The 19,535-nt window shown below is 72.6% G+C and carries 19 protein-coding genes; 15 read left to right on the top strand and 4 right to left on the bottom strand.

Annotation, left to right across the window (positions count from 1 at the left end):
• Window position 1: 1 nt before the first annotated feature.
• On the top strand, window positions 2-769 hold the full coding sequence (gene fabI / locus ACZ6Z8_RS30640; RefSeq protein WP_380412844.1) for an enoyl-ACP reductase FabI: 768 nt from the start codon (window positions 2-4) through the stop codon (window positions 767-769).
• Window positions 770-857: 88 nt separating this feature from the next.
• On the opposite strand, the gene ACZ6Z8_RS30635 is transcribed toward fabI, so the two are convergent.
• Window positions 858-1,532, bottom strand: a complete 675-nt coding sequence (locus tag ACZ6Z8_RS30635) for a FadR/GntR family transcriptional regulator (RefSeq protein ID WP_465613294.1) — start codon at window positions 1,530-1,532, stop codon at window positions 858-860.
• A gap of 124 nt (window positions 1,533-1,656) precedes the next feature.
• On the opposite strand from ACZ6Z8_RS30635, the gene ACZ6Z8_RS30630 reads away from it, so the two are divergent.
• The 3 genes from ACZ6Z8_RS30630 (at window position 1,657) to ACZ6Z8_RS30620 (ending at window position 3,719) form a co-directional block, all read left to right on the top strand.
• The gene (locus tag ACZ6Z8_RS30630; RefSeq protein WP_465613293.1) at window positions 1,657-2,943 is read left to right on the top strand and encodes a CynX/NimT family MFS transporter; all 1,287 of its coding nucleotides are present in this window, start codon (window positions 1,657-1,659) and stop codon (window positions 2,941-2,943) included.
• A gap of 56 nt (window positions 2,944-2,999) precedes the next feature.
• On the top strand, window positions 3,000-3,122 hold the full coding sequence (locus ACZ6Z8_RS30625) for an SGM_5486 family transporter-associated protein (RefSeq protein ID WP_402829524.1): 123 nt from the start codon (window positions 3,000-3,002) through the stop codon (window positions 3,120-3,122).
• A 69-nt stretch (window positions 3,123-3,191) separates the two neighbouring features.
• Complete coding sequence (locus tag ACZ6Z8_RS30620) at window positions 3,192-3,719, top strand: SixA phosphatase family protein (protein ID WP_465613292.1); 528 nt, start codon at window positions 3,192-3,194, stop codon at window positions 3,717-3,719.
• Between the two features lie 91 nt (window positions 3,720-3,810).
• Here ACZ6Z8_RS30620 and serB read toward each other — a convergent pair whose 3' ends face one another.
• Window positions 3,811-5,058, bottom strand: a complete 1,248-nt coding sequence (gene serB, locus ACZ6Z8_RS30615; RefSeq protein WP_465613291.1) for a phosphoserine phosphatase SerB — start codon at window positions 5,056-5,058, stop codon at window positions 3,811-3,813.
• A 235-nt stretch (window positions 5,059-5,293) separates the two neighbouring features.
• Here serB and ACZ6Z8_RS30610 point away from each other — a divergent pair, with 235 nt between their 5' ends.
• The 3 genes from ACZ6Z8_RS30610 (at window position 5,294) to ACZ6Z8_RS30600 (ending at window position 9,962) form a co-directional block, all read left to right on the top strand.
• The gene (locus tag ACZ6Z8_RS30610; RefSeq protein ID WP_465613290.1) at window positions 5,294-7,912 is read left to right on the top strand and encodes an FHA domain-containing protein; all 2,619 of its coding nucleotides are present in this window, start codon (window positions 5,294-5,296) and stop codon (window positions 7,910-7,912) included.
• 294 nt (window positions 7,913-8,206) lie between these two features.
• On the top strand, window positions 8,207-9,304 hold the full coding sequence (locus ACZ6Z8_RS30605) for a GAF domain-containing sensor histidine kinase (RefSeq protein WP_465613381.1): 1,098 nt from the start codon (window positions 8,207-8,209) through the stop codon (window positions 9,302-9,304).
• Window positions 9,297-9,962, top strand: a complete 666-nt coding sequence (locus ACZ6Z8_RS30600) for a response regulator (protein WP_465613289.1) — start codon at window positions 9,297-9,299, stop codon at window positions 9,960-9,962. The genes ACZ6Z8_RS30605 and ACZ6Z8_RS30600 overlap by 8 nt, the downstream gene beginning before the upstream one ends.
• On the opposite strand, the gene ACZ6Z8_RS30595 is transcribed toward ACZ6Z8_RS30600, so the two are convergent.
• Entirely contained in the window at window positions 9,959-10,762 is an 804-nt protein-coding gene (locus ACZ6Z8_RS30595) for a hypothetical protein (RefSeq protein ID WP_465613288.1), read from the bottom strand. The two genes, ACZ6Z8_RS30600 and ACZ6Z8_RS30595, sit on opposite strands and share 4 nt — an antisense overlap.
• A gap of 150 nt (window positions 10,763-10,912) precedes the next feature.
• On the opposite strand from ACZ6Z8_RS30595, the gene ACZ6Z8_RS30590 reads away from it, so the two are divergent.
• The 7 genes from ACZ6Z8_RS30590 (at window position 10,913) to ACZ6Z8_RS30560 (ending at window position 16,970) form a co-directional block, all read left to right on the top strand.
• Window positions 10,913-11,704: an ABC transporter ATP-binding protein gene (locus ACZ6Z8_RS30590; RefSeq protein ID WP_465613287.1), complete on the top strand. Its 792-nt coding sequence runs from the start codon at window positions 10,913-10,915 to the stop codon at window positions 11,702-11,704.
• Window positions 11,705-11,823: 119 nt separating this feature from the next.
• Complete coding sequence (locus tag ACZ6Z8_RS30585) at window positions 11,824-12,246, top strand: NfeD family protein (RefSeq protein WP_465613286.1); 423 nt, start codon at window positions 11,824-11,826, stop codon at window positions 12,244-12,246.
• Window positions 12,247-12,256: 10 nt separating this feature from the next.
• Window positions 12,257-13,309, top strand: coding sequence for an SPFH domain-containing protein (locus ACZ6Z8_RS30580; protein ID WP_465613285.1), 1,053 nt, complete (start codon window positions 12,257-12,259; stop codon window positions 13,307-13,309).
• A gap of 214 nt (window positions 13,310-13,523) precedes the next feature.
• The gene (locus tag ACZ6Z8_RS30575) at window positions 13,524-14,282 is read left to right on the top strand and encodes a sulfite exporter TauE/SafE family protein (RefSeq protein ID WP_465613284.1); all 759 of its coding nucleotides are present in this window, start codon (window positions 13,524-13,526) and stop codon (window positions 14,280-14,282) included.
• A 63-nt stretch (window positions 14,283-14,345) separates the two neighbouring features.
• Window positions 14,346-14,525 carry a DUF1272 domain-containing protein gene (locus ACZ6Z8_RS30570; RefSeq protein ID WP_465613283.1) on the top strand — a complete coding sequence of 60 codons (180 nt, stop codon included), beginning with the start codon at window positions 14,346-14,348 and terminating at the stop codon, window positions 14,523-14,525.
• A 43-nt stretch (window positions 14,526-14,568) separates the two neighbouring features.
• Window positions 14,569-14,874 (top strand): 4a-hydroxytetrahydrobiopterin dehydratase, encoded by a 306-nt coding sequence (locus tag ACZ6Z8_RS30565; protein WP_465613282.1) that lies wholly within the window; start codon window positions 14,569-14,571, stop codon window positions 14,872-14,874.
• A gap of 110 nt (window positions 14,875-14,984) precedes the next feature.
• A complete protein-coding gene (locus ACZ6Z8_RS30560) occupies window positions 14,985-16,970 on the top strand; it encodes an outer membrane protein assembly factor BamB family protein (protein WP_465613281.1) in 1,986 nt (661 codons plus the stop codon).
• A 49-nt stretch (window positions 16,971-17,019) separates the two neighbouring features.
• On the opposite strand, the gene ACZ6Z8_RS30555 is transcribed toward ACZ6Z8_RS30560, so the two are convergent.
• Window positions 17,020-17,550: an HNH endonuclease gene (locus ACZ6Z8_RS30555; protein ID WP_030285730.1), complete on the bottom strand. Its 531-nt coding sequence runs from the start codon at window positions 17,548-17,550 to the stop codon at window positions 17,020-17,022.
• Between the two features lie 292 nt (window positions 17,551-17,842).
• Between ACZ6Z8_RS30555 and tyrS the strand changes: the two genes are divergently transcribed.
• Window positions 17,843-19,111 (top strand): tyrosine--tRNA ligase, encoded by a 1,269-nt coding sequence (tyrS, locus tag ACZ6Z8_RS30550; RefSeq protein WP_465613380.1) that lies wholly within the window; start codon window positions 17,843-17,845, stop codon window positions 19,109-19,111.
• Window positions 19,112-19,535: the final 424 nt, after the last annotated feature.

Raw genomic sequence — 19,535 nt, 5'->3', positions numbered from 1 at the left:
CATGAGTGGAATCCTCGAAGGCAAGCGGATCCTGATCACCGGCGTGCTGATGGAGTCCTCCATCGCGTTCCACGCCGCCAAGCTCGCGCAGGAGCAGGGCGCGGAGATCATTCTCACCGCCTTCCCGCGCCCGAGCCTGACCGAGCGGATCGCCAAGAAGCTGCCGAAGCCGGTCAAGGTGCTGGAGCTGGACGTCTCCAACCCGGAGCAGCTGGCCGGCATCGCCGACCAGGTCCGGGAGACCCTGCCGACCCTGGACGGCATCGTCCACTCGATCGGCTTCGCCCCGCAGGACGCGCTGGGCGGCAACTTCCTGGACACCCCGTGGGAGTCCGTGGCCACCGCGATGCACGTCTCGGCGTACTCGCTGAAGTCGCTGACCATGGCGCTGCTGCCGCTGATGCAGGACGGCGGCGCGGTCGTCGGCCTGACCTTCGACGCGCAGTTCGCCTGGCCGCAGTACGACTGGATGGGCCCGGCCAAGGCCGCGCTGGAGGCGACCAACCGCTACCTGGCCCGCTACCTGGGCGAGCGGGACATCCGCTGCAACCTGGTCTCGGCCGGCCCGCTCGGCTCGATGGCCGCCAAGTCCATCCCGGGCTTCGGCGACCTGGCCGACACCTGGAACCACCGCTCCCCGCTGAAGTGGGACCTGAGCGACCCGGAGCCGGCCGGCCGCGCCATCGTCGCGCTGCTGTCGGAGTGGTTCCCGAAGACCACCGGCGAGATCATCCACGTGGACGGCGGTCTGCACGCCATCGGCGCCTGACCGTCCGGCACCGCCGCTGCCCGGCACCCCCGAGGAGGGGGTGCCGGGCAGCGGCGTTTTCCGGCGAGCGGGCGAGTCACCCGGCCGGTCAGGCCTCGGCGGTCGCGCAGGCGCCGATGGCCCGGCCGGCCTCGACCGAGGCGCGCTGGGCGTCGCGGTCCCGGATGGCGTCCCGGATGGTGTCGTGGCCGATGTAGCGCTCGGCGATCAGCTCGGGGCCGACGTCGTTGCGCAGGTGCGCGCGGGTGACCTCGCCGAGGTCGGAGTAGACGGCCAGCAGTACGTCGTTGTGGGCGGCGGCCACCACGACCTGGTGGAAGGCGGCGTCGGCCTGGACGAAGTCCTCGGCGTCGCCGGAGCGCCAGGCGGCCTCGCGCCGCTCCAGCGCGGCCTCCAGCAGTTCGAGGTCGCGGTCGGTGCGGCGGACGGCGGCCAGGCCGGCCGCGGAGGTCTCCAGGGCCGCCCGGAGCTCGGCGACCTGGGCCTGGTCGGCGTCGGCGAAGCGGCGGTGCATCACCCCGGCCAGCTCGCTGGTGGCGAGCACGTACGTGCCGGAGCCCTGGCGGATGTCGAGCAGCCCGTTGTGGGCGAGGGCGCGGACGGCCTCGCGGACGGTGTTGCGGGCGACCCCCAGCTGCTCGACCAGGGCGGCCTCGGTGGGGATGCGCGAGCCGACGGGCCACTCCCCGGAGGTGATCTGGGCGCGCAGCTGCGCGATCACCTGGTCGGACAGCGGGGTGCGCCTCGGCGAGGACAGCGCCACGGGGACTCCTTGCGACTACGGGGTGGGTGGCCCCCCGGAGGGAGGTGACCGGTGGATGAACGGTCGGCACATCATGCCAATTCCAAGGTGCATCAATTCATCCCATCATTCTATGATGGCCCACATGCCTCCCGCAGCAGACATCACCGCCTCCCGACGAACCGAGGCCCGGCCGCAGACCGAGCGGCCCTCCACCCCCGCCAGGTACCTCGGCGTGCTGTTCGCCGTCGCGATCGCCGCCGCCGCCGTCAACCTGCGCCCCGTGGTCACCAGCCTCGGGCCGCTGCTCGACCAGGTCCGCGCCGACCTCGGGATGAACCCGACCCTGGCCGGACTGCTCACCGCCGTCCCCTCGCTGTGCTTCGCGCTGTTCGGCTTCGCCGCCCCCGCGGCGGCCCGCCGGATCGGCCCGATCGCGGTGGTCACCGCCGGGATGGGCGCGATCACCGCGGGCGTGCTGGCCCGCTCCTTCGCCGGCGGCACCGCGGTGTTCCTGCTGCTCACCGCGCTCGCGCTGGCCGGCGTGGCGGTGTCCAACGTGCTGCTGCCGGTGGTGATCAAGCGGTACTTCCCGGAGAAGGTCGGTCCGATGATCGGCCTGTACTCCATGGCGCTGTCCGCGGGCACCGCGCTGGCCGCCGCCGTCACCGTGCCGCTGACCGGCGCGCTCGGCGGCGACTGGCGCTACGGCCTGGGCATCTGGGCCGCCCTGGGCGCACTCGCGCTGCTGCTCTGGCTGCCGTTGCTGGTGTCCAGGCGCGAGCGCGGCGATCGGGCGGGCGGCTCCGCCGCCCCCGCCAAGCTGCCGATCACCCGCAGCCGCACCGCCTGGGCGATGGCCTGCTTCTTCGGCCTCCAGGCCACCGGCGCGTACGTGGTGATGGGCTGGCTGCCGAAGATCTTCCAGGACGCCGGCGTCGACAAGGGCACCTCCGGAGTGCTGCTCGCGGTCACCATGGTGATCGGCGTGCCGGTCTCCTTCGTGCTGCCCAACCTGGCCGCCCGGCGCGGTGACCAGCGGCTGTTCGTCGTGGTGCTGGCCTCCTGCGGCATCGCCGGCTACGCCGGTCTGGCGCTCGCCCCGGCTGGGGGCGCGTGGATCTGGGCGGTCCTGGTGGGCCTGTCCAACTGCGCCTTCCCGCTGGTGCTGACCATGATCGGGCTGCGCGCCCGGACGGCGGGCGGGGTGGCGCAGCTGTCCGCCTTCGCCCAGGGCGTCGGCTACCTGATCTCCATCCCGGGCCCGATCCTGGTCGGCCGGATCTACCAGGCCACCGGCCAGTGGTACGGGCCGCTGGGCTTCCTGGCGCTGCTGCTGGTGCCGCAGATGCTGTTCGGCCTGCGGGCCGCGCGGGCCCGGCACATCGAGGACGAGGCGGTCCGCCCGGCCGAGCGGCGGGTCAAGGCCTGACCAAGGCGGTGGGGCCAGCGGAGGACGGGCGTGTTCGGGATGGAAGAATTCCCGACATGCCCGTTCTCGACCCGAATCCCACCGACGGCCGCAAGCAGCTCGGCCGCATCGCCCTCGCCTTCGCCGCCATCGTCGTGCTGGTGGCGATCATCGCCACCGTCGCCACCTCGATGGGCTGACGCCCCGGGGAGTGGCGGCGCCCGGGGGCGTCGCGCCCCCGGGCCGCTTTTCTGCCAAGCTTGCTGGGTATGAGCGCCGACACGCCCCGCAGGATCATCGTTCTCCGCCACGCCAAGGCCGACTGGCCGAACGGCGTGGACGACCACGAGCGGCCGTTGGCCGACCGGGGCCGCCATCAGGCCCCGGACGCCGGCCGCTGGATGGCCGACTCCGGCATCAACCCCGACTTCGTGCTCTGCTCCACCGCTCTGCGCACCCGTGAGACCTGGAAGCTGGCGGCGCACGAGCTGCCCAAGCGGACCCGCAAGACGGTGTACGAGGACCGGATCTACGAGGCCAGCCCGGGCCAGATCATCGCCGTCCTCCAGGAGACCCCGGAGGAGTACGCGGACGTGGTGCTGGTCGGCCACAACCCCGGGGTGCTGGGCCTGACCCAGGTGCTGGCCGGGGACGCCGGCGACCGGGACGCGCTGGAGCGGCTGCGCCTGGGCGGCTTCCCGACGGCGGCGATCGCGGTCCTCAGCTTCAGCGGCTCGTGGAAGGGCGTCGAGCCGGGCGTGGCCGAGCTGGTCTCGTACCACACGCCGCAGGACTGACGGCCGACCCACACGTGAGGGGCGCGCGGATCGATCCGCGCGCCCCTCAGGTACGTCCGCAGGCCCGGCTCGGAGCCACTCGATCGGCTGACTACTCGATCGGGAGGCCGTCGGCCGCCTCGACCTCCTCGCGGGTGATGCCCAGCAGGTAGAGCACGGTGTCCAGGAAGGGCACGTTCACCGCGGTGTCGGCGGCCTCGCGCACCACCGGCTTGGCGTTGAAGGCCACCCCCAGGCCGGCCGCGTTCAGCATGTCCAGGTCGTTGGCGCCGTCGCCGATCGCCACCGTCTGCTCCAGCGGCACCTTCGCCTGCTCGGCGAAGCGGGCCAGCCAGCGGGCCTTGCCGGCCCGGTCCACGATCTCGCCGACCACCCGGCCGGTGAACTTCCCGTCCACCACCTCCAGGGTGTTGGCCGCCGCGAAGTCCAGCCCCAGCTGTTCCACCAGGTGGTCGGTGACCTGGGTGAAGCCGCCGGAGACCACCGCGACCTGGAAGCCCAGGCGCTGCAGGGTGCGGATCAGGGTGCGCGCGCCCGGGGTGAAGCGGACCTCCGCGCGGACCTTCTCGGTCACCGAGGCGTCCAGCCCGGCCAGCAGGGCGACCCGGGCGCGCAGCGACTCGGCGAAGTCCAGCTCGCCGCGCATCGCCGCCGCCGTCACCTCGGCCACCTGCTCCTCGCAGCCCGCGTGGGCGGCGAACAGCTCGATCACCTCGTCCTGGATCAGCGTGGAGTCCACGTCCATCACGATCAGGCGCTTGGCCCGGCGCTCCAGCCCGGAGGCCACCACCGCGACGTCCACCCGCTGGGTGGCCGCCTCCTGGGCCAGCTCGGCCCGCAGCTCCTCGGTGGCCACACCGGAGACGGCCAGTTCGACCGCCGTCACCGGGTACTTGGCGAGGCGGAAGACGCGGTCGATGTTGCCGCCCGCCGCGGTGATCCGGGAGGTCAGCGCGGACACGGCGGCGGCGGTCAGCGGGTTGCCGAGCACCGTCACGTGCGAACGGCCCTCACGGCGCGGCCGGTTGTCGCCGATGCCGGAGAGGATCTCGGCCTGAAGCTTCTGCTCCTCGGCCCAGCGGTGCACAGTGGCCCGCAGGCCGCCCTCGGCGCCGGGCGCGTGGGGCGGGGTGACCAGGGCGCACAGCGTGATGCGGCCGCGGGTGACGACCTGCTCGATGTCGATCACGTCGACGCCGAAGCCGGCCAGGGTGGCGAAGAGGCCGGCGGTGATGCCGGGGCGGTCCTTGCCGAACACCTTGACGAGCAGGGTGCGCTCGTCCGCGGTCCGGGGCTGGGCGGCGGGGAGGGGCTCAGCGGCCAAGGGCGATGCGTTCATGGTGACTCCCACGCTACCCGTCGGTCGCCGGGCCGAGGGCACCCGTCCCACGTCGCGGGACGCGCGCGCCCGAGGGCCCGGCCGGCGGCCGCGGGTAGCAGGCTGGTCACAGTCACCCGGGGTGACTTTCATCGGCGGACGGCGGGCTGGAATGATTCCCCCCGTCAGTCAGAGGAACAGCGCACCCCGGACGGGGGCCGAATTCGGGGGACCGAGAGAGCGGGGCAGGCGAGCAGTGCCGCAACTCGTCATTGAGATCAACGGACAGCAGCGGACTCTTGAGCCCGGGCGGTCCTACACCATCGGACGCAACCCGCAGTCGGACTTCCCGTTCGACGACGCCAGGGTCTCCTGGCAGCACGGGACCATCAGCTTCAACGGCAGCGGTTGGCAGCTGGACGACCACGGGAGCACCAACGGCACGTACGTGGCCGGCGCCCGCACCATGCAGGCCCAGCTGTTCCCCGGTGGCGTGGTCAACCTGGGCAACCCGGAGAACGGGCCCCGACTCGCCTTCTCCGCCCCCGCGCACGCCGCCGCCCCGCAGCCGTCCCCGGTGCACGAGGCCGTCACCAGCCGCAGCCCCGGTCCGACGCCCCAGCAGCCCGCCCCGCAGCAGCCGTGGCCGGGTCAGGACCCGTACCAGCAGCCGCAGCAGGCCTGGCCGGGCCAGCCCCAGCAGCAGTACGTGCCGCAGCAGCAGCCGTACCCGCCGCAGCCGCAGAACCAGCAGCCGCCGCAGCACGGCGGGTTCCCGCAGCAGCAGGGCTTCCCGGCCGCGCCGCAGCAGGGCTTCCCGGCCGCGCCGCAGCACGGCGGTGGCGGCGGCCCGCAGCCGACGATGATCCGCAACCTGACGGCCGGCATGCGCACCGTCAAGATCGGCCGTGCACTGGACAACGACATCGTGGTGTCCGACCTCCAGGTCTCCCGCCACCACGCCGAGCTGCGCCAGCTGCCGGACGGCCGCTACGAGATCGTCGACCTCGGCAGCCACAACGGCATCTTCCTCAACGGCCAGCCGGTGCAGCGCCAGCTGATGGGCCCGCAGGACCGGCTGACCGTCGGCCACTCCAGCTTCGTGCTGGTCGGCGACCAGCTGCAGGAGTTCGTCGACACCGGCGCGGTCTCCTTCTCCGCCCGCCACCTGACCGTCGAGGTCGAGCACAAGGGCGCCAAGAAGATCCTGCTCAACGACGTCAGCTTCGGCGTCCCGGAGAAGTCCCTGGTGGCCGTCATCGGCCCGTCCGGCTCCGGCAAGTCGACCCTGCTGCGCGCCCTCACCGGCTACCGCCCGGCCGACCGCGGCGAGGTGCTGTACGACGGCCGCAACCTCTACAAGCAGTTCGCCGAACTGCGCTCGCGCATCGGCCTGGTGCCGCAGTCGGAGATCCTGCACCGCGAGCTGACGGTCCGGAAGGGCCTCAAGTACGCGGCCCGGCTGCGCTTCCCCGGCGACACCGAGGCCCGCGAGCGCGACGCCCGGATCGACGAGGTGCTCTACGAGCTGCGCCTGGACAAGCGCGCCGACAACAAGATCACCGCGCTCTCCGGTGGCCAGCAGAAGCGCGTCTCGGTCGCGCTGGAGCTGCTCACCAAGCCCTCGCTGATCTTCCTGGACGAGCCCACCTCGGGCCTGGACCCGGGCATGGACCGCGAGGTCATGCAGATGCTGCGCGGCCTGGCCGACGACGGCCGCACGATCCTGGTCGTCACCCACTCGGTGGCCGAACTCGCGCTCTGCGACCGGCTGCTGGTGATGGCGCCGGGCGGCTCGGTGGCCTACTTCGGCCCGCCGGACGAGGCGCTGCACTTCTTCGGGTACGAGACCTGGGCGGACGTCTTCCAGGCCTTCGAGAACTACCCGGACCACGACTGGGCCGGCCGCTACCGGGGCTCGGTGCACTACCAGCAGTACTCCGCCCCGACCGTCGAGGCGGGCGAGGTGCAGCACGTCCAGGTCGCCCAGGAGGCCATCAAGCCGCCCAAGCCGCAGAGCTGGGGCTCGCAGCTGTGGACGCTGATGCGCCGCTACATGTCGGTGCTCGCCTCCGACCGCGGCTTCCTGGCGCTGTCCGTACTGCTGCCCGCGGTCATCGGCGCGGTCAGCGTGCTGATCCCCAACGAACCGGGGCTCGCACCCAACCCGAAGACGCAACTCCACCTCAACAACGGGGCCGCGACGATCCTGCTGATCCTGGCGATCGGCGCCTGCTTCTCCGGAGCGGCCAACTCGGTCCGCGAGCTGATCAAGGAACGGGCGATCTACGAACGGGAACGGGCCACCGGCCTGTCCCGGTCGGCCTACATGATGTCCAAGATCATCGTGCTGGGCATCTTCTCCGTGATCCAGGGCGCGATCATCTCCGCGGTCGGCTTCCTGCCGCGCAAGCTCCCCGAGCACGGCCTGATCGTCCAGAACATGCCGATGATCGAGATGACCATCGGCATGATCCTGCTGAGCTTCGCCGCGATGATGTTCGGCCTGATGATCTCCGCGCTGGTGAAGACCGCCGAGAAGACCATGCCGCTGCTGGTCATGTTCGCCATCGTCCAGGTCGTCTTCACCGGCTGCCTCTTCCAGATCTTCGGCAAGCCCGGCCTGGAGCAGGTCGCCTGGCTGATGCCCGCCCGCTGGGGCACCGGCATCGTCGCCACCACGCTCAACCTGTCGGAGCTCATGGGCCCCTGGAACAAGGACTTCCAGCACCCGAACTACGACCCGCTGTGGAAGCACTCCGTCGCCCAGTGGGCCATCGACGCGAGCGTGCTGGTCGTCATCTCGATCATCATCGGCGTGATCGTGACCCGGCTGCAGCGCCGGCACGAGCCGGAGGTCATGCAGAAGGGCTGACACCCCCGGCCTCGAACAGGGCGGCTCTCCCCATGAGGGGAGGGCCGCCCTTCGCCGTCACCCGCCCGCCCACCTCCGGGGCGCTCGGACCCGGGGGCCCGGGGTGGCGGGCCCACCGGCCTAGGTCCCCGGACCTGCGTCCGGGGCGGCCCGGGGCGGACGCGGACGTCCCCGCGGCGGCGGTAGTTTGGCGGTATGCCCTGCACCACCGGTGACCACCGGACCCCCGAAGGCCCGCCCACCGCCTGCGACCAGCTGGCCGGCATCGAAGCCGTCAGCCAGGCCCTGCTCGCGATGAGCCGGCACCTGGAGGTCCGCGAGGTGCTGCGCCGCATCACCGCCTCCGCCCGCGACCTGCTCGGCGCCGAGTACGCGGCCCTCGGCGTGCCCGACGACCACGGCGGCTTCGCCCAGTTCGTGGTCGACGGCGTCACCGACGAACAGTGGCGGGCGATCGGCCCGCTGCCCCGTCAGCACGGCGTGCTCGCCGAACTGCTGCACGAGACCGGCCCCACCCGTCTCGTCGACGTCCGCAAGGCCCCCGCCTTCGAGGGCTGGCCCTCCGCCCACCCCGAGATGGACGCCTTCCTCGGCATGCCCGTCCTGGACACCGAGGCCGCCGAGGACGAACCACAGGTGATGGGCGTCATCTTCCTCGCCAACAAGCGCGGCGGCGGCCTGTTCACCGACCACGACGAGGAACTGCTGCGGATCCTCGCCGCACACGCCGCGCTCGCCCTGTCCAACGCCCGCCTGTACGAACGAAGCCGCGAACTCACCCTGGCCGGCGAGCGCGCCCGGATCGCCCACGACCTGCACGACGCCGTCTCGCAGAAGCTCTTCTCGCTGCGGCTGACCGCCAAGGCCGCCGCCAAGCTCGTCGACCGCGACCCGGCCCGGGCCCGCGCCGAACTCGCCGAGGTCGCCCGGCTCGCCGCCGAGGCCGCCGACGAACTGCGCGCCGTGGTGGTCGAACTGCGCCCCGCCGCCCTGGAGGAGGACGGACTGAGCGCCACCCTCGCCTCCCAGGTACAGGTCCTCGACCGCGCGCACACCGCCGACCTCGCCTTCGCCGCCGACGGCGTCCGTGCCCTGCCGCCCGCCCAGGAGGCCGCGTTGCTGCGGGTCGCCCAGGAGGCGCTGCACAACGCGCTGCGCCACTCCGGCGCCCGCCGGGTCACCGTCACCCTCACCGGTACCGCCGCCCGCGGCGCCGTGCTGCGGGTGCGCGACGACGGGCGCGGCTTCGACCCCGATTCCGTCCGCCGGGCCGGCCGCCACCTCGGCCTGGCCTCGATGCGCGACCGCGCGGCCGCCGTCGGCGGCACGCTCACCCTGGAGTCCGCCCCCGGCAAGGGGACGCTCGTCGAGATGGAGGTCCCCGGTGCCTGAGAGCACGCCGTCGATCCGCGTCCTGCTGGTCGACGACCACCAGGTGGTCCGCCGCGGGCTGCGCACCTTCCTGGAGGTCCAGGACGACATCGAGGTGGTCGGGGAGGCCGCCGACGGGGCCGAGGGCGTCGAGCGCGCCCGCGAACTCGACCCGGACGTCGTCCTGATGGACCTCAAGATGCCCGGCGTCGACGGCATCGAGGCGCTGCGCACGCTCAAGGGCGAGGGCAGCCGGGCCCGGATCCTGATCGTCACCAGCTTCACCGAGCACCGCACCATGGTCCCCGCGCTGCGGGCCGGCGCCGCCGGTTACGTCTACAAGGACGTGGACCCGGAGGCGCTGGCCGGCGCCATCCGCTCGGTGCACGCCGGCCACGTGCTGCTCCAGCCGGAACTGGCCGAGGCGCTGCTCGCCGACGAGGGCCCGCGCGCCCCGCAGGGCCGCGGCGGCACCCTCACCGAGCGCGAGCGCGAGGTGCTCGGCCACATCGCCGACGGCCGCTCCAACCGGGAGATCGCCCGCAGCCTCCACCTGTCGGAGAAGACGGTGAAGACCCACGTCTCCAACATCCTGATGAAGCTGGACCTCGCCGACCGCACCCAGGCCGCGCTGTGGGCCGTCCGCAACGGCGAGACCCGCGAGGGCTCCCCGACCTAGCGGTCGTCGCGCTCGTCCACCAGTGCGTTGTAGGCCGCCACCTGGGCGCGGCGGGCGGTGCGCCGCAGGGGGGCCAGCACGGACCGGCGGGCGGTCATCTCGGAGGCGCTCACGGCCGCGCCGTGGCCGCCCGAGGCGATCGCCAGCAAGGCGGACACCTGGCGGGCCGACTCCAGCACCCGCACGGCGCGCGGCGGATAGCCGGGGGCGAGCAGCTCGGCGTGGCCGCGCCGGCGGTACGCCTCCAGGGCGCGCAGCGCCTCCGGACCCGCACCCGCCACATCCAGCCGGGTCAGCAGCACGGTCGCCTCGCGCAGGCCGTCCGCCAGCTCGCGCTCGGCCTCGTGCAGCGAGGGCACGTCGGCCGGCGGGGCGTCGGTGACCTCGGAGCAGCGCCACAGCACGGTCGCCGCGCGGTCCCCCTCCGGGCCGTACACGGTGACCTCCGGCACCAGGCCGAGCGGTACGCCCACCGCGAGCACCGCCTCGCCGGCCGCCATGGCCCGCTCGTTGAAGGCCGCCGGGCCGGTCAGCCCCAGCGGGTGGCCGGCCGAGGGCAGCGCCAGCCGCAGGCCCTTCACGCCCAGCACCCGCAGCCGGCCGAGCGCCCAGGTCAGCCCGTGCTGCTCGCCCGGAGCGTCCCCGGGCAGCCCGGTCACCCGGTGGCCCTCGTCGGCGCCCAGCACGGCCGTGGCGGCGTCGTCGGGCGGCACGAGCCCGCCCAGCAGGGCGTTGCCCCAGGCGGTCAGCCGCCCCGAACGGGGCTCTTCGTACGGATTGTCGGCAGGAGTCGCGAGCATCCGGCCAGCCTACGGAATCGGCGGTCATCCGCGTGGCGTAGGTTTGCCCATGCGCGTGCGGCGCACCCACCCCGTGCCCACCGGCCGCCGGAGTAGGCTCGCCGCCCGCACCGACGGCCGACATTTTTTGTATTTGGGGAAGGCGTAGGCATGAGCGACGTGCTGGAGCTGGTGGACGTATCCGTGGTCCGGGAGGGGCGCGCGCTGGTCGACCAGGTCTCGTGGTCCATCTCCGAGGGTGAGCGCTGGGTCATCCTGGGACCGAACGGCGCCGGCAAGACCACCCTGCTGCAGATCGCCTCCTCGTACCTGTTCCCGACCTCGGGCAAGGTCTCGGTGCTGGGCGAGAAGCTGGACGAGATCGACGTCTTCGAGCTGCGCTCCCGGATCGGTCTGGCCGGCGCCTCGATGTTCGACAAGCTGCCGGCCGAGCAGACCGTGCTGCAGACGGTGCTCACCGCCGCCTACGGCATGACGGTCAGCTGGCAGGAGACCTACGACCAGTCCGACGAGGGCCGCGCCCTCGCCCTGCTCGACCGCATGGGCATGGCCAACCTCACCGGCCGCAAGTTCGGCACCCTCTCCGAGGGCGAGCGCAAGCGCACCCTGATCGCCCGCGCCCTGATGACCGACCCCGAGCTGCTGCTGCTCGACGAGCCCGCGGCCGGCCTGGACCTCGGCGGCCGCGAGGACCTGGTCCGCCGGCTCGGCGCGCTCGCCCAGGACGAGTTCGCGCCGGCCATGGCGATGGTCACCCACCACGTCGAGGAGATCGCGCCCGGCTTCACCCACGTGCTGATGATCCGTCAGGGCAAGGTGCTCACCGCCGGACCGATCGACACCGAGCTGACCGCCCGCAACCTCTCCAAGTGCTTCGGCCTGCCGCTGACCCTGGAGCGCCACGGCGACCGCTGGTCGGCGCAGGGCCTGCCGCTGGGCTGACCCCCCGTCCGCCCGCCTCACGAGGGCTCCTGGGAACCGGTCGCACGTGCGACCGGTTTCCGCCCCTCGACCTGCGGGAACTGTCCGCCTCGAAGGCCCTCGCTCCCTAGGATGGTCGTGTGGACAGCTGGATCTGGTGGCTCCTGGCCGCCGCGGCCCTCGGCATACCGCTGGTGCTCACCGCGATGCCGGAGTTCGCCATGTTCGCCGTCGGCGCGCTGGCGGCCGCCGGGGTCGCCGGGCTGGGCGCGGGAGTGGTCCTCCAGGCCGTGACCTTCCTGGTGGTCTCGGTCGCGCTGGTGGCCTTCGTCCGTCCGATCGCCTACCGGCAGCTGCAGCGGGGACCGCAGATCAAGATGGGCATCGAGGCGCTCCAGGGCGCCACCGCGGTCGTCGCGGAAACCGTCGACGGGGAGGGCGGACGGATCAAGCTCAACGGCGAGATCTGGTCGGCCCGCGCGCTCCACCCGGACCAGGTCTACCAGCCCGGGCAGCAGGTCGACGTCGTCGAAATCCAGGGCGCGACCGCCCTGGTCGTCTAGGGGAGAGTCCGTGGAACCCGTCCTTATCGTTTTGGTCGTCCTGGTCGTGGTGGCCTTCATCGCGCTGATCAAGACGATCCAGGTCATCCCGCAGGCCAGCGCCGCGATCGTGGAGCGCTTCGGCCGCTACACCCGGACGCTCAACGCAGGGCTGAACATCGTCGTCCCGTTCATCGACCGGGTCCGCAACCGCATCGACCTGCGCGAGCAGGTCGTGCCGTTCCCGCCGCAGCCGGTGATCACCCAGGACAACCTGGTGGTCAACATCGACACCGTCATCTACTACCAGGTCACCGACCCCCGGGCGGCCACCTACGAGGTCGCCAGCTACATCCAGGCCATCGAGCAGCTGACCGTGACCACGCTGCGCAACATCATCGGTTCGATGGACCTGGAGTCCACCCTGACCTCGCGCGAGGTCATCAACGCCGGTCTGCGCGGGGTGCTGGACGAGGCCACCGGCAAGTGGGGCATCCGGGTCAACCGCGTCGAGCTGAAGGCGATCGAGCCGCCGACCTCCATCCAGGACTCGATGGAGAAGCAGATGCGCGCCGACCGTGACAAGCGCGCCGCGATCCTCACCGCCGAGGGCCAGCGCCAGGCGCAGATCCTCAAGGCCGAGGGTGAGAAGCAGGCGGACGTGCTCCGGGCCGAGGGTGAGGCGCAGGCCGCCGTGCTGCGCGCCGACGGTGAGGCGGCCGCGATCCGGACGGTCTTCGAGGCCATCCACGACGGCGACGCCGACCAGAAGCTGCTCGCCTACCAGTACCTGCAGACCCTGCCCGAGCTGGCCAAGGGCGACTCCAACAAGCTGTGGATCATCCCCAGCGAGGTCGGCGACGCGCTCAAGGGCCTCGGTGGCGCCTTCACCGGCCTGACCGGCAACGGCGGCGGGGCCAACGGCGCCGCGGTGGCGGCGCCGAGCGTGCCGCAGGCGCCCCCGGCGGCCACCCAGGTGCCGATCGACCCGGCGGCCGGGCCGCGGCCGGTGGACGTCGAGAAGGGTGCCGCCCGTCCCCGGGTGGACCCGGCGCGGGAGTACCGCAAGATCGACCCGGAGTGATCGGCCGAGTTCTCCGGCCGGGGGCCCGCTGCCTGGTGGTGGCGGGCCCCCGGCGTCTTTCCGGGTCGTGCGCCGTGCAGGCGGCGGCGCGGCGTGGGGGCGTGGGGGCGGTATGGGCGGTGTGGCGTGCGTCCCGAATCGTGGGCGGGCCTGGTCCGGCCGGGGCGGGGTCCGGCATGATCCCCTCGGACAGGACCGCGAGGAGAGGTGACCCATGACGCTCTGGGAGGCGATCGCCGTCCTGGCGGCCGGCGTCGGGGCCGGGATGATCAACGTGATCGTCGGCTCCGGCACCCTGATCACCTTCCCGGTGCTGCTCGCCGTCGGCATCCCGCCGGTGACCGCCAACGTCTCCAACTCCTTCGGCCTGGTGCCCGGCTCGCTCAGCGGCGTGATCGGCTACCGCCGCGAGCTGGTCGGCCAGGGCCGCCGGCTGCGGCGGATGGGCACCGCCTCGCTGCTCGGCGGGCTGCTCGGCGCACTGCTGCTGATCAAGCTGCCGAGCGGGGCCTTCGACGCGATCGTCCCGGCGCTGATCCTGCTCGCGCTCGTCCTGGTGGTGATCCAGCCCCGGGTGGCCAAGGCCGTCGCGGCGAGGCGGCGGGCCGACGGCGACCCGGACGGCAGTCCGGTGCTGCTGGCCGGGGTGTTCCTCACCGGCATCTACGGCGGCTACTTCGGCGCCGCGCAGGGCGTCCTGCTGATGGCGCTGATGGGCATGCTGCTCCAGGAGGACCTGCAGCGGATCAACGCCGTGAAGAACGCCCTGGCGATGATCGTCAACGGGGTCGCCGCGCTGTTCTTCCTGTTCACCTCGACGGTGAACTGGACGGCTGCCGGGCTGATCGCGGTGGGTTCGCTGGTCGGCGGCCTGCTGGGCGCCAAGGTCGGCCGCCGCCTGCCGCCGACCGCGCTGCGCGCGGTCATCGTGGTGGTCGGACTGGTGGCCGTCATCAAACTGCTGCTGAGCTGAACTACGGTCGGACCGTAGGACTGACCGACCGTCGGACCGTACCAACAACGGAGGAGACAAGCCATGGCACTGGAGATGCGCGGGACCTGCGAGCGCTGCGAGGTGTCGCTGACCGCCGACGGCCCCGCCTCGATATGTTCCTACGAGTGCACCTTCTGCGCGGACTGCACCGAGGCCATGGCCGCCAACTGCCCCAACTGCGGAGGCGAACTGGTGACCCGTCCGCGCCGGAAGGCCGCCTGACCGGCATCCGACCGGCACCACCGACGAGACCCGGAGCGCACCGATGGGCAAGAGGGCACGACTGAGCGAGGACGAGATCGCGGCGGCGCTGGCGGACGTGCCGCTGTGGAGCCGGGACGGCGACAGCATCGTCCGCAGCGCCGACGCCCCCGACTTCCCGGCCGCGATCCGGGTGGTCGTCGCCGTCGCCGAGCAGGCCGAGGAACTCGACCACCACCCCGACATCGACATCCGCTGGCGCACCCTGCGCTTCGTGCTCTCCACCCACAGCGAGGGCGGCCTTACCGGCCTGGACTTCACCCTCGCCGCCCGCATCGACGAGGCCCTGCGCGCCGAGTCGGCGGCCTGAGACCCGGCCCCCGCCACCGCGTCGAGGGCCCGGGTGGCGGGCCCGGGCGGGCGTGAGATGCTGACTGCCGCAATCGGCAGGCCGGCTGGGGGGCTGGGAGGGACGGAACGGTGGCACAGGAGCCCTTCGGAGACGCCCATGCCCAGCAACAGCCGTGGCACCCCCAGGGCGGGCAGGACTGGCAGGGCTACTACGACCCGCAGCAGCAGGCGGCGCAGTGGCAGCAGACCGAGCCGTCCGGGCAGTGGCAGTACGAGCAGGCCCCGTACGAGCAGCAGGGCGGGTACGCGCAGACCGGGTACGTCGAGGGCGGCTACTTCCACGGGCAGGGCTTCGCGGGTCACGGCTACCAGGAGCAGGCCCAGGCGCACGGGTCGTACGGCGGGCAGGAGCAGTACCAGCCGTACCAGCAGCAGTACCCGGGCCACGGGCAGCAGCCGTACGCCGCGGCCGCACCGCAGGCCCAGCAGGTGGGGGAGGGGCTGTACGTCCCGGCGGGGGCCGAGTACTCGGCCGACGGCTACGTGCGGATCGAGGAGTCACCGGCGGAGCCCGAGCCGGCCGTCGAGGAGTCCCCGGCGGGGGCAGCGGCCTCGGTGGCGGCTCCCGCCGTTCCCGCCGAGCCCGGCGAGCCCGGCGCGCGCTCGCGGGCCGCTCGGCGGGGCGGTCGCGGTGGTGACGGCGGTTCCGGTTCCGCCTCTCCTTCCTCTCCTTCCTCCCCTTCTTCTCCTTCTTCTCCCTCCTCTTCCTCGTTGGTGGACAAGGTCCGGACGGCCGTCCTGACCGGGGAGCACGTGCCCAGCCGGCGGGCCCTGCTGGTGCGGGCCGGCGCCGGGGTGGCCGCGCTCGGGGTGCTGATAACGGCGGCGCTGACGGTCGGTGCCGAGGGCGGCGGCAGCGCGTCCGCGTCCAGTGGGGGTGAGCCCGGCTTCACGGTGGCGCACACCAGGATCTGGTCGGCGCAGCCCGCGGCCGCGCAGCAGACGGGCGACGACACGCTGGTCGGCAGCTGGCTGCTGGCCGACGCGGTGGTCCGCGCCGACGGCGCCGGCGTGCGCGCGTACGACCGGGCGACGGGCAAGCCGACCTGGTCGGTCGAGCCCCCGGCGGCCGGGGCCGTTCCGTGCGGCCTCTCGGCGAGCGTGAACCAGGCCGGGCTGGGCGCGGCCCTGTTCCGGCCGCAGGCGGCCCCGAAGAGCCCCTGCACCCTGGTCGCCGCCGTGGACACCAAGACCGGCAAGACCACCTGGAGCAAGAGCCTCTCGGAATCCAAGGACGCCTACTCGGCGCGGATCGGCGTCACCGACGACATGGTGATCGCGGTCGGCGACGACCGGGCGGCGGCCTGGGCGGCCGCCGACGGCAAGGACGTCTGGCAGTACACCGGGCAGGGCAAGTTCTGCACGCTGTCCGGCGGCGTCAGCGGCAGGACCGTGCTGGTCGCCTCCTCCTGCGCCGACTCGACGCCCGCCGACCAGGCCGTCGCGGTGAACGCGACGGACGGCAAGGTCAGCTGGTGGCGAGGCCTGAACAACCAGCCGAAGACGGTGACGGTGCTCTCCGCCGAACCGGCCGTGGTGCTCACCACCGGCGGTAGGCCCGAGGACGACCGGGTGTTCGCCTGGGGCTCCGCCGGTGACCCGGCCGTCGAGATCCCGGTGGTCACCGACGGCGGCCGGTTGAACGTCACCCATGGAACGTTTTCGGCCACGCCCGAGGTGTTCTTCGAGGGCCGCACGATGGTCGCCGCGACGACCCCGGCGAACGGCGGCGGGCCGGTGTCCGCGGTCGGCTACGACCTGGACACCGGCAAGCAGCGCTGGAAGACGCCGACCGCCGCCAAGGGCACCTCCCGGGCGGTCGGCATCGACGGCGGCTCGCTGGTGCTGGCCGCCGACGAGCGCCGCGACCAGCCCGCCCGCCTCGGCCGCTTCCCGCTGGCGGGCGGCCAGGAGGCGGTCGGCGGGAACTTCCCGCCCGGCACCGGCTCGCTGCTGCTCTCCGGGCGGGTGCTGATCGGCGGCGGACAGGTGGTCGTGGTGCCGGAGCACGCGGCCAACTACGGCACGGCGGCGGGGTACCAGGCGAAGGGCTGAGGCCGGACCGGGCCCGGGCCTGGTTCCCGGTCCGGCGCCCGGCTCCCCGTCAGGCCGCCGTGACGGGCTGCCCCGGCACGGCCGGCAGCCAGTCGGCGAGCTCGCGGGCCTCCGAGCCGCGCAGCCCGAGCGCGAGCATCAAGGTGGCCTGCGGGGTCGGCACGAACGGCCGCCGCAGCAGTTTCATCCCGGCCTGTTCCGGCGTCCGGTCGGCCTTGCGCTGGTTGTCCTCCGCGCACGCGGCCACGGTGTTCATCCAGCTGTCCTCCCCACCGCGCGACCTGGGCTGCAGGTGGTCCACCGTGGTGGCCCGGCGCCCGCAGTACGCGCACAGGTGCTGGTCCCGGGCCAGGACACCCCGCCTCGACCACGGGGCCTGTTGTCGGAACGGCACTCTCACGTACCTCTGCAGCCTGATCACCCGTGGCACCGGGACGGCCACACCCGTCCCCCGGATCGAGCGCAGCGGGTGCGCCTGCTCCACCACCGCCTTGTCCTGGAGCACCAGGACGACGGCGCGCTGGAGCGACACCGTCGTCAGGGGCTCGTAGCTCGCGTTCAGAACCAGCGTGTTGCGCACTCGGCACACCCTTCCCACGGGCGTGCCACGGCGGCACGACCGTCTCCACACACGTCACTGCCGCCGCACGGCGGTGACCCCACTCTGAATGGGCCCACAGCCGACGAACAACGGAATTTCCGGTGTCGAGGAGGAACGCGGGCAGCGGGGCCGCCGACCGGACCCGGTGCCTCGGGGGAAACTCGCTGGCCGGAACCGCGTAGGCTCTATCAGGCTGGAGCCGTACCGACCCCGGGCCCGACCGAACCGGGCCGACAGCGGGCGGGCGCCCGATCGAAGGAGAAGCGTGACCGTGACGGACATCGTCGACGAGCTGCGGTGGCGTGGGCTGATCGCCCTGTCCACCGACGAGGACGCACTGCGCAAGGCGTTCGCGGACGGCCCGGTCACGTTCTATTGCGGCTTCGACCCGACGGCCCCCAGCCTGCACCTCGGCAACCTGGTGCAGATCCTCACCATGCGCCGCATCCAGCAGGCGGGGAACCTGCCGCTCGGCCTGGTCGGCGGCGCCACGGGCCTGATCGGCGACCCGAAGCCCACCGCCGAGCGCGTGCTCAACGACCCCGAGACGGTGGCCGGCTGGGTCGAGCGCCTGCGCGGCCAGATCTCGCGGTTCCTCGACTTCGAGGGCCCGTACGCGGCGCGCATGGTGAACAACCTGGACTGGACGTCCGGGATGTCGGCCATCAGCCTGCTGCGCGACGTCGGCAAGTACTTCCGCGTCAACAACATGATCGCCAAGGAGGCCGTCGCCCGACGGCTCAACTCCGACGCGGGCATCAGCTACACCGAGTTCAGCTACCAGATCCTCCAGGGCATGGACTACCTGGAGCTGAACCGCCGCTACGGCTGCACCCTGCAGACCGGCGGCAGCGACCAGTGGGGCAACCTCACCGCCGGCACGGACCTGATCCGCAAGGCCGAGGGCAAGTCCGTGCACGCGCTGGCCACGCCGCTGATCGTCAAGGCGGACGGCACCAAGTTCGGCAAGACGGAGTCCGGCACGGTCTGGCTCGACCCCGAGCTCACCACCCCGTACGCCTTCTACCAGTTCTGGCTGAACGCGGACGACCGGGACGTCTCCAACTTCCTGCGGATCTTCAGCTTCCGCTCGAAGGAGGAGATCGAGGAGCTGGAGCGCGAGACCGCCGAGCGCCCCGCCGCCCGCCTCGCCCAGCGCGCGCTGGCCGAGGAGCTCACCACGATGGTGCACGGCGCCGAGCAGTACGAGCGTGCGGTCGCCGCGTCCAAGGCGCTGTTCGGCCAGGGCGACCTGGCCGACCTGGAGGCCCCGACCCTGGCCGCGGCCCTCGCCGAGGTCCCGAAGGCCGAGGTCACCGAACTCCAGCCGGTGGTCGACCTGTTGGTCGCCGTCGGCCTGGCGCCGAGCCGCTCGGCCGCCCGCCGGACGATCAAGGAGGGCGGTGCCTACCTCAACAACGTCAAGGTGACGGACGAGGAGGCCGTGCCCACCGAGGCCGACCTGCTGCACGGCCGCTGGCTGGTGCTGCGCCGTGGCAAGCGCAACCTGGCGGCGGCGGAGCTGGTCACGGCCGGCTGACCGGTCCATCGACCTGTCAGTTGATCTACTGGCTGAAAGAACACCCGCTCTGAGCTGCGGCTTCGAGCCCCGAGGGCCGGATCTGGACAGATCCGGCCCTCGACGTTTGACGATGTCCTCCAGGTGGCCTAGTGTTGAACGAGTCGCTGGAGCGGCCACCCACTCAGCAAGACCCACCCTCACACCTCGAAGCCCATTCACTTGGGTCCGTCGGCGTTGCCGTCACCGGATGTGAGTGTGGATTTCGATTGACTCTCGGAATGCGCTAATGTGGTGGACGTCGCAGAAAGCGGCCCCGACCCAGTTCGGGAAATTGGATGAATGAAACTCCGGAAAACGGAGCGGAAAACATCTGATAAGCTGGGAACACGAAAGAACGAAGCGCCCGGAGGGCCCGCTGGAAGGCGGTCCGAAGGAAGCGTCC

This window comes from Kitasatospora sp. NPDC101108, from assembly GCF_055584725.1.
Note: the sequence above shows the minus strand (reverse complement) of the source record. Positions and strands in the feature narration are given on the sequence as shown.

What these genes read in the sequence shown, in the direction of transcription:
- serB (WP_465613291.1), bottom strand. Translation starts at nt 5,058, where the DNA reads ATGAACGCATCGCCCTTGGCCGCTGAGCCCCTCCCCGCCGCCCAGCCC.
- ACZ6Z8_RS30605 (WP_465613381.1), top strand. Translation starts at nt 8,207, where the DNA reads ATGAGCCGGCACCTGGAGGTCCGCGAGGTGCTGCGCCGCATCACCGCC.
- ACZ6Z8_RS30630 (WP_465613293.1), top strand. Translation starts at nt 1,657, where the DNA reads ATGCCTCCCGCAGCAGACATCACCGCCTCCCGACGAACCGAGGCCCGG.
- ACZ6Z8_RS30590 (WP_465613287.1), top strand. Translation starts at nt 10,913, where the DNA reads ATGAGCGACGTGCTGGAGCTGGTGGACGTATCCGTGGTCCGGGAGGGG.
- ACZ6Z8_RS30595 (WP_465613288.1), bottom strand. Translation starts at nt 10,762, where the DNA reads ATGCTCGCGACTCCTGCCGACAATCCGTACGAAGAGCCCCGTTCGGGG.
- ACZ6Z8_RS30570 (WP_465613283.1), top strand. Translation starts at nt 14,346, where the DNA reads ATGGCACTGGAGATGCGCGGGACCTGCGAGCGCTGCGAGGTGTCGCTG.
- fabI (WP_380412844.1), top strand. Translation starts at nt 2, where the DNA reads ATGAGTGGAATCCTCGAAGGCAAGCGGATCCTGATCACCGGCGTGCTG.
- ACZ6Z8_RS30620 (WP_465613292.1), top strand. Translation starts at nt 3,192, where the DNA reads ATGAGCGCCGACACGCCCCGCAGGATCATCGTTCTCCGCCACGCCAAG.
- ACZ6Z8_RS30575 (WP_465613284.1), top strand. Translation starts at nt 13,524, where the DNA reads ATGACGCTCTGGGAGGCGATCGCCGTCCTGGCGGCCGGCGTCGGGGCC.
- ACZ6Z8_RS30625 (WP_402829524.1), top strand. Translation starts at nt 3,000, where the DNA reads ATGCCCGTTCTCGACCCGAATCCCACCGACGGCCGCAAGCAGCTCGGC.
- ACZ6Z8_RS30565 (WP_465613282.1), top strand. Translation starts at nt 14,569, where the DNA reads ATGGGCAAGAGGGCACGACTGAGCGAGGACGAGATCGCGGCGGCGCTG.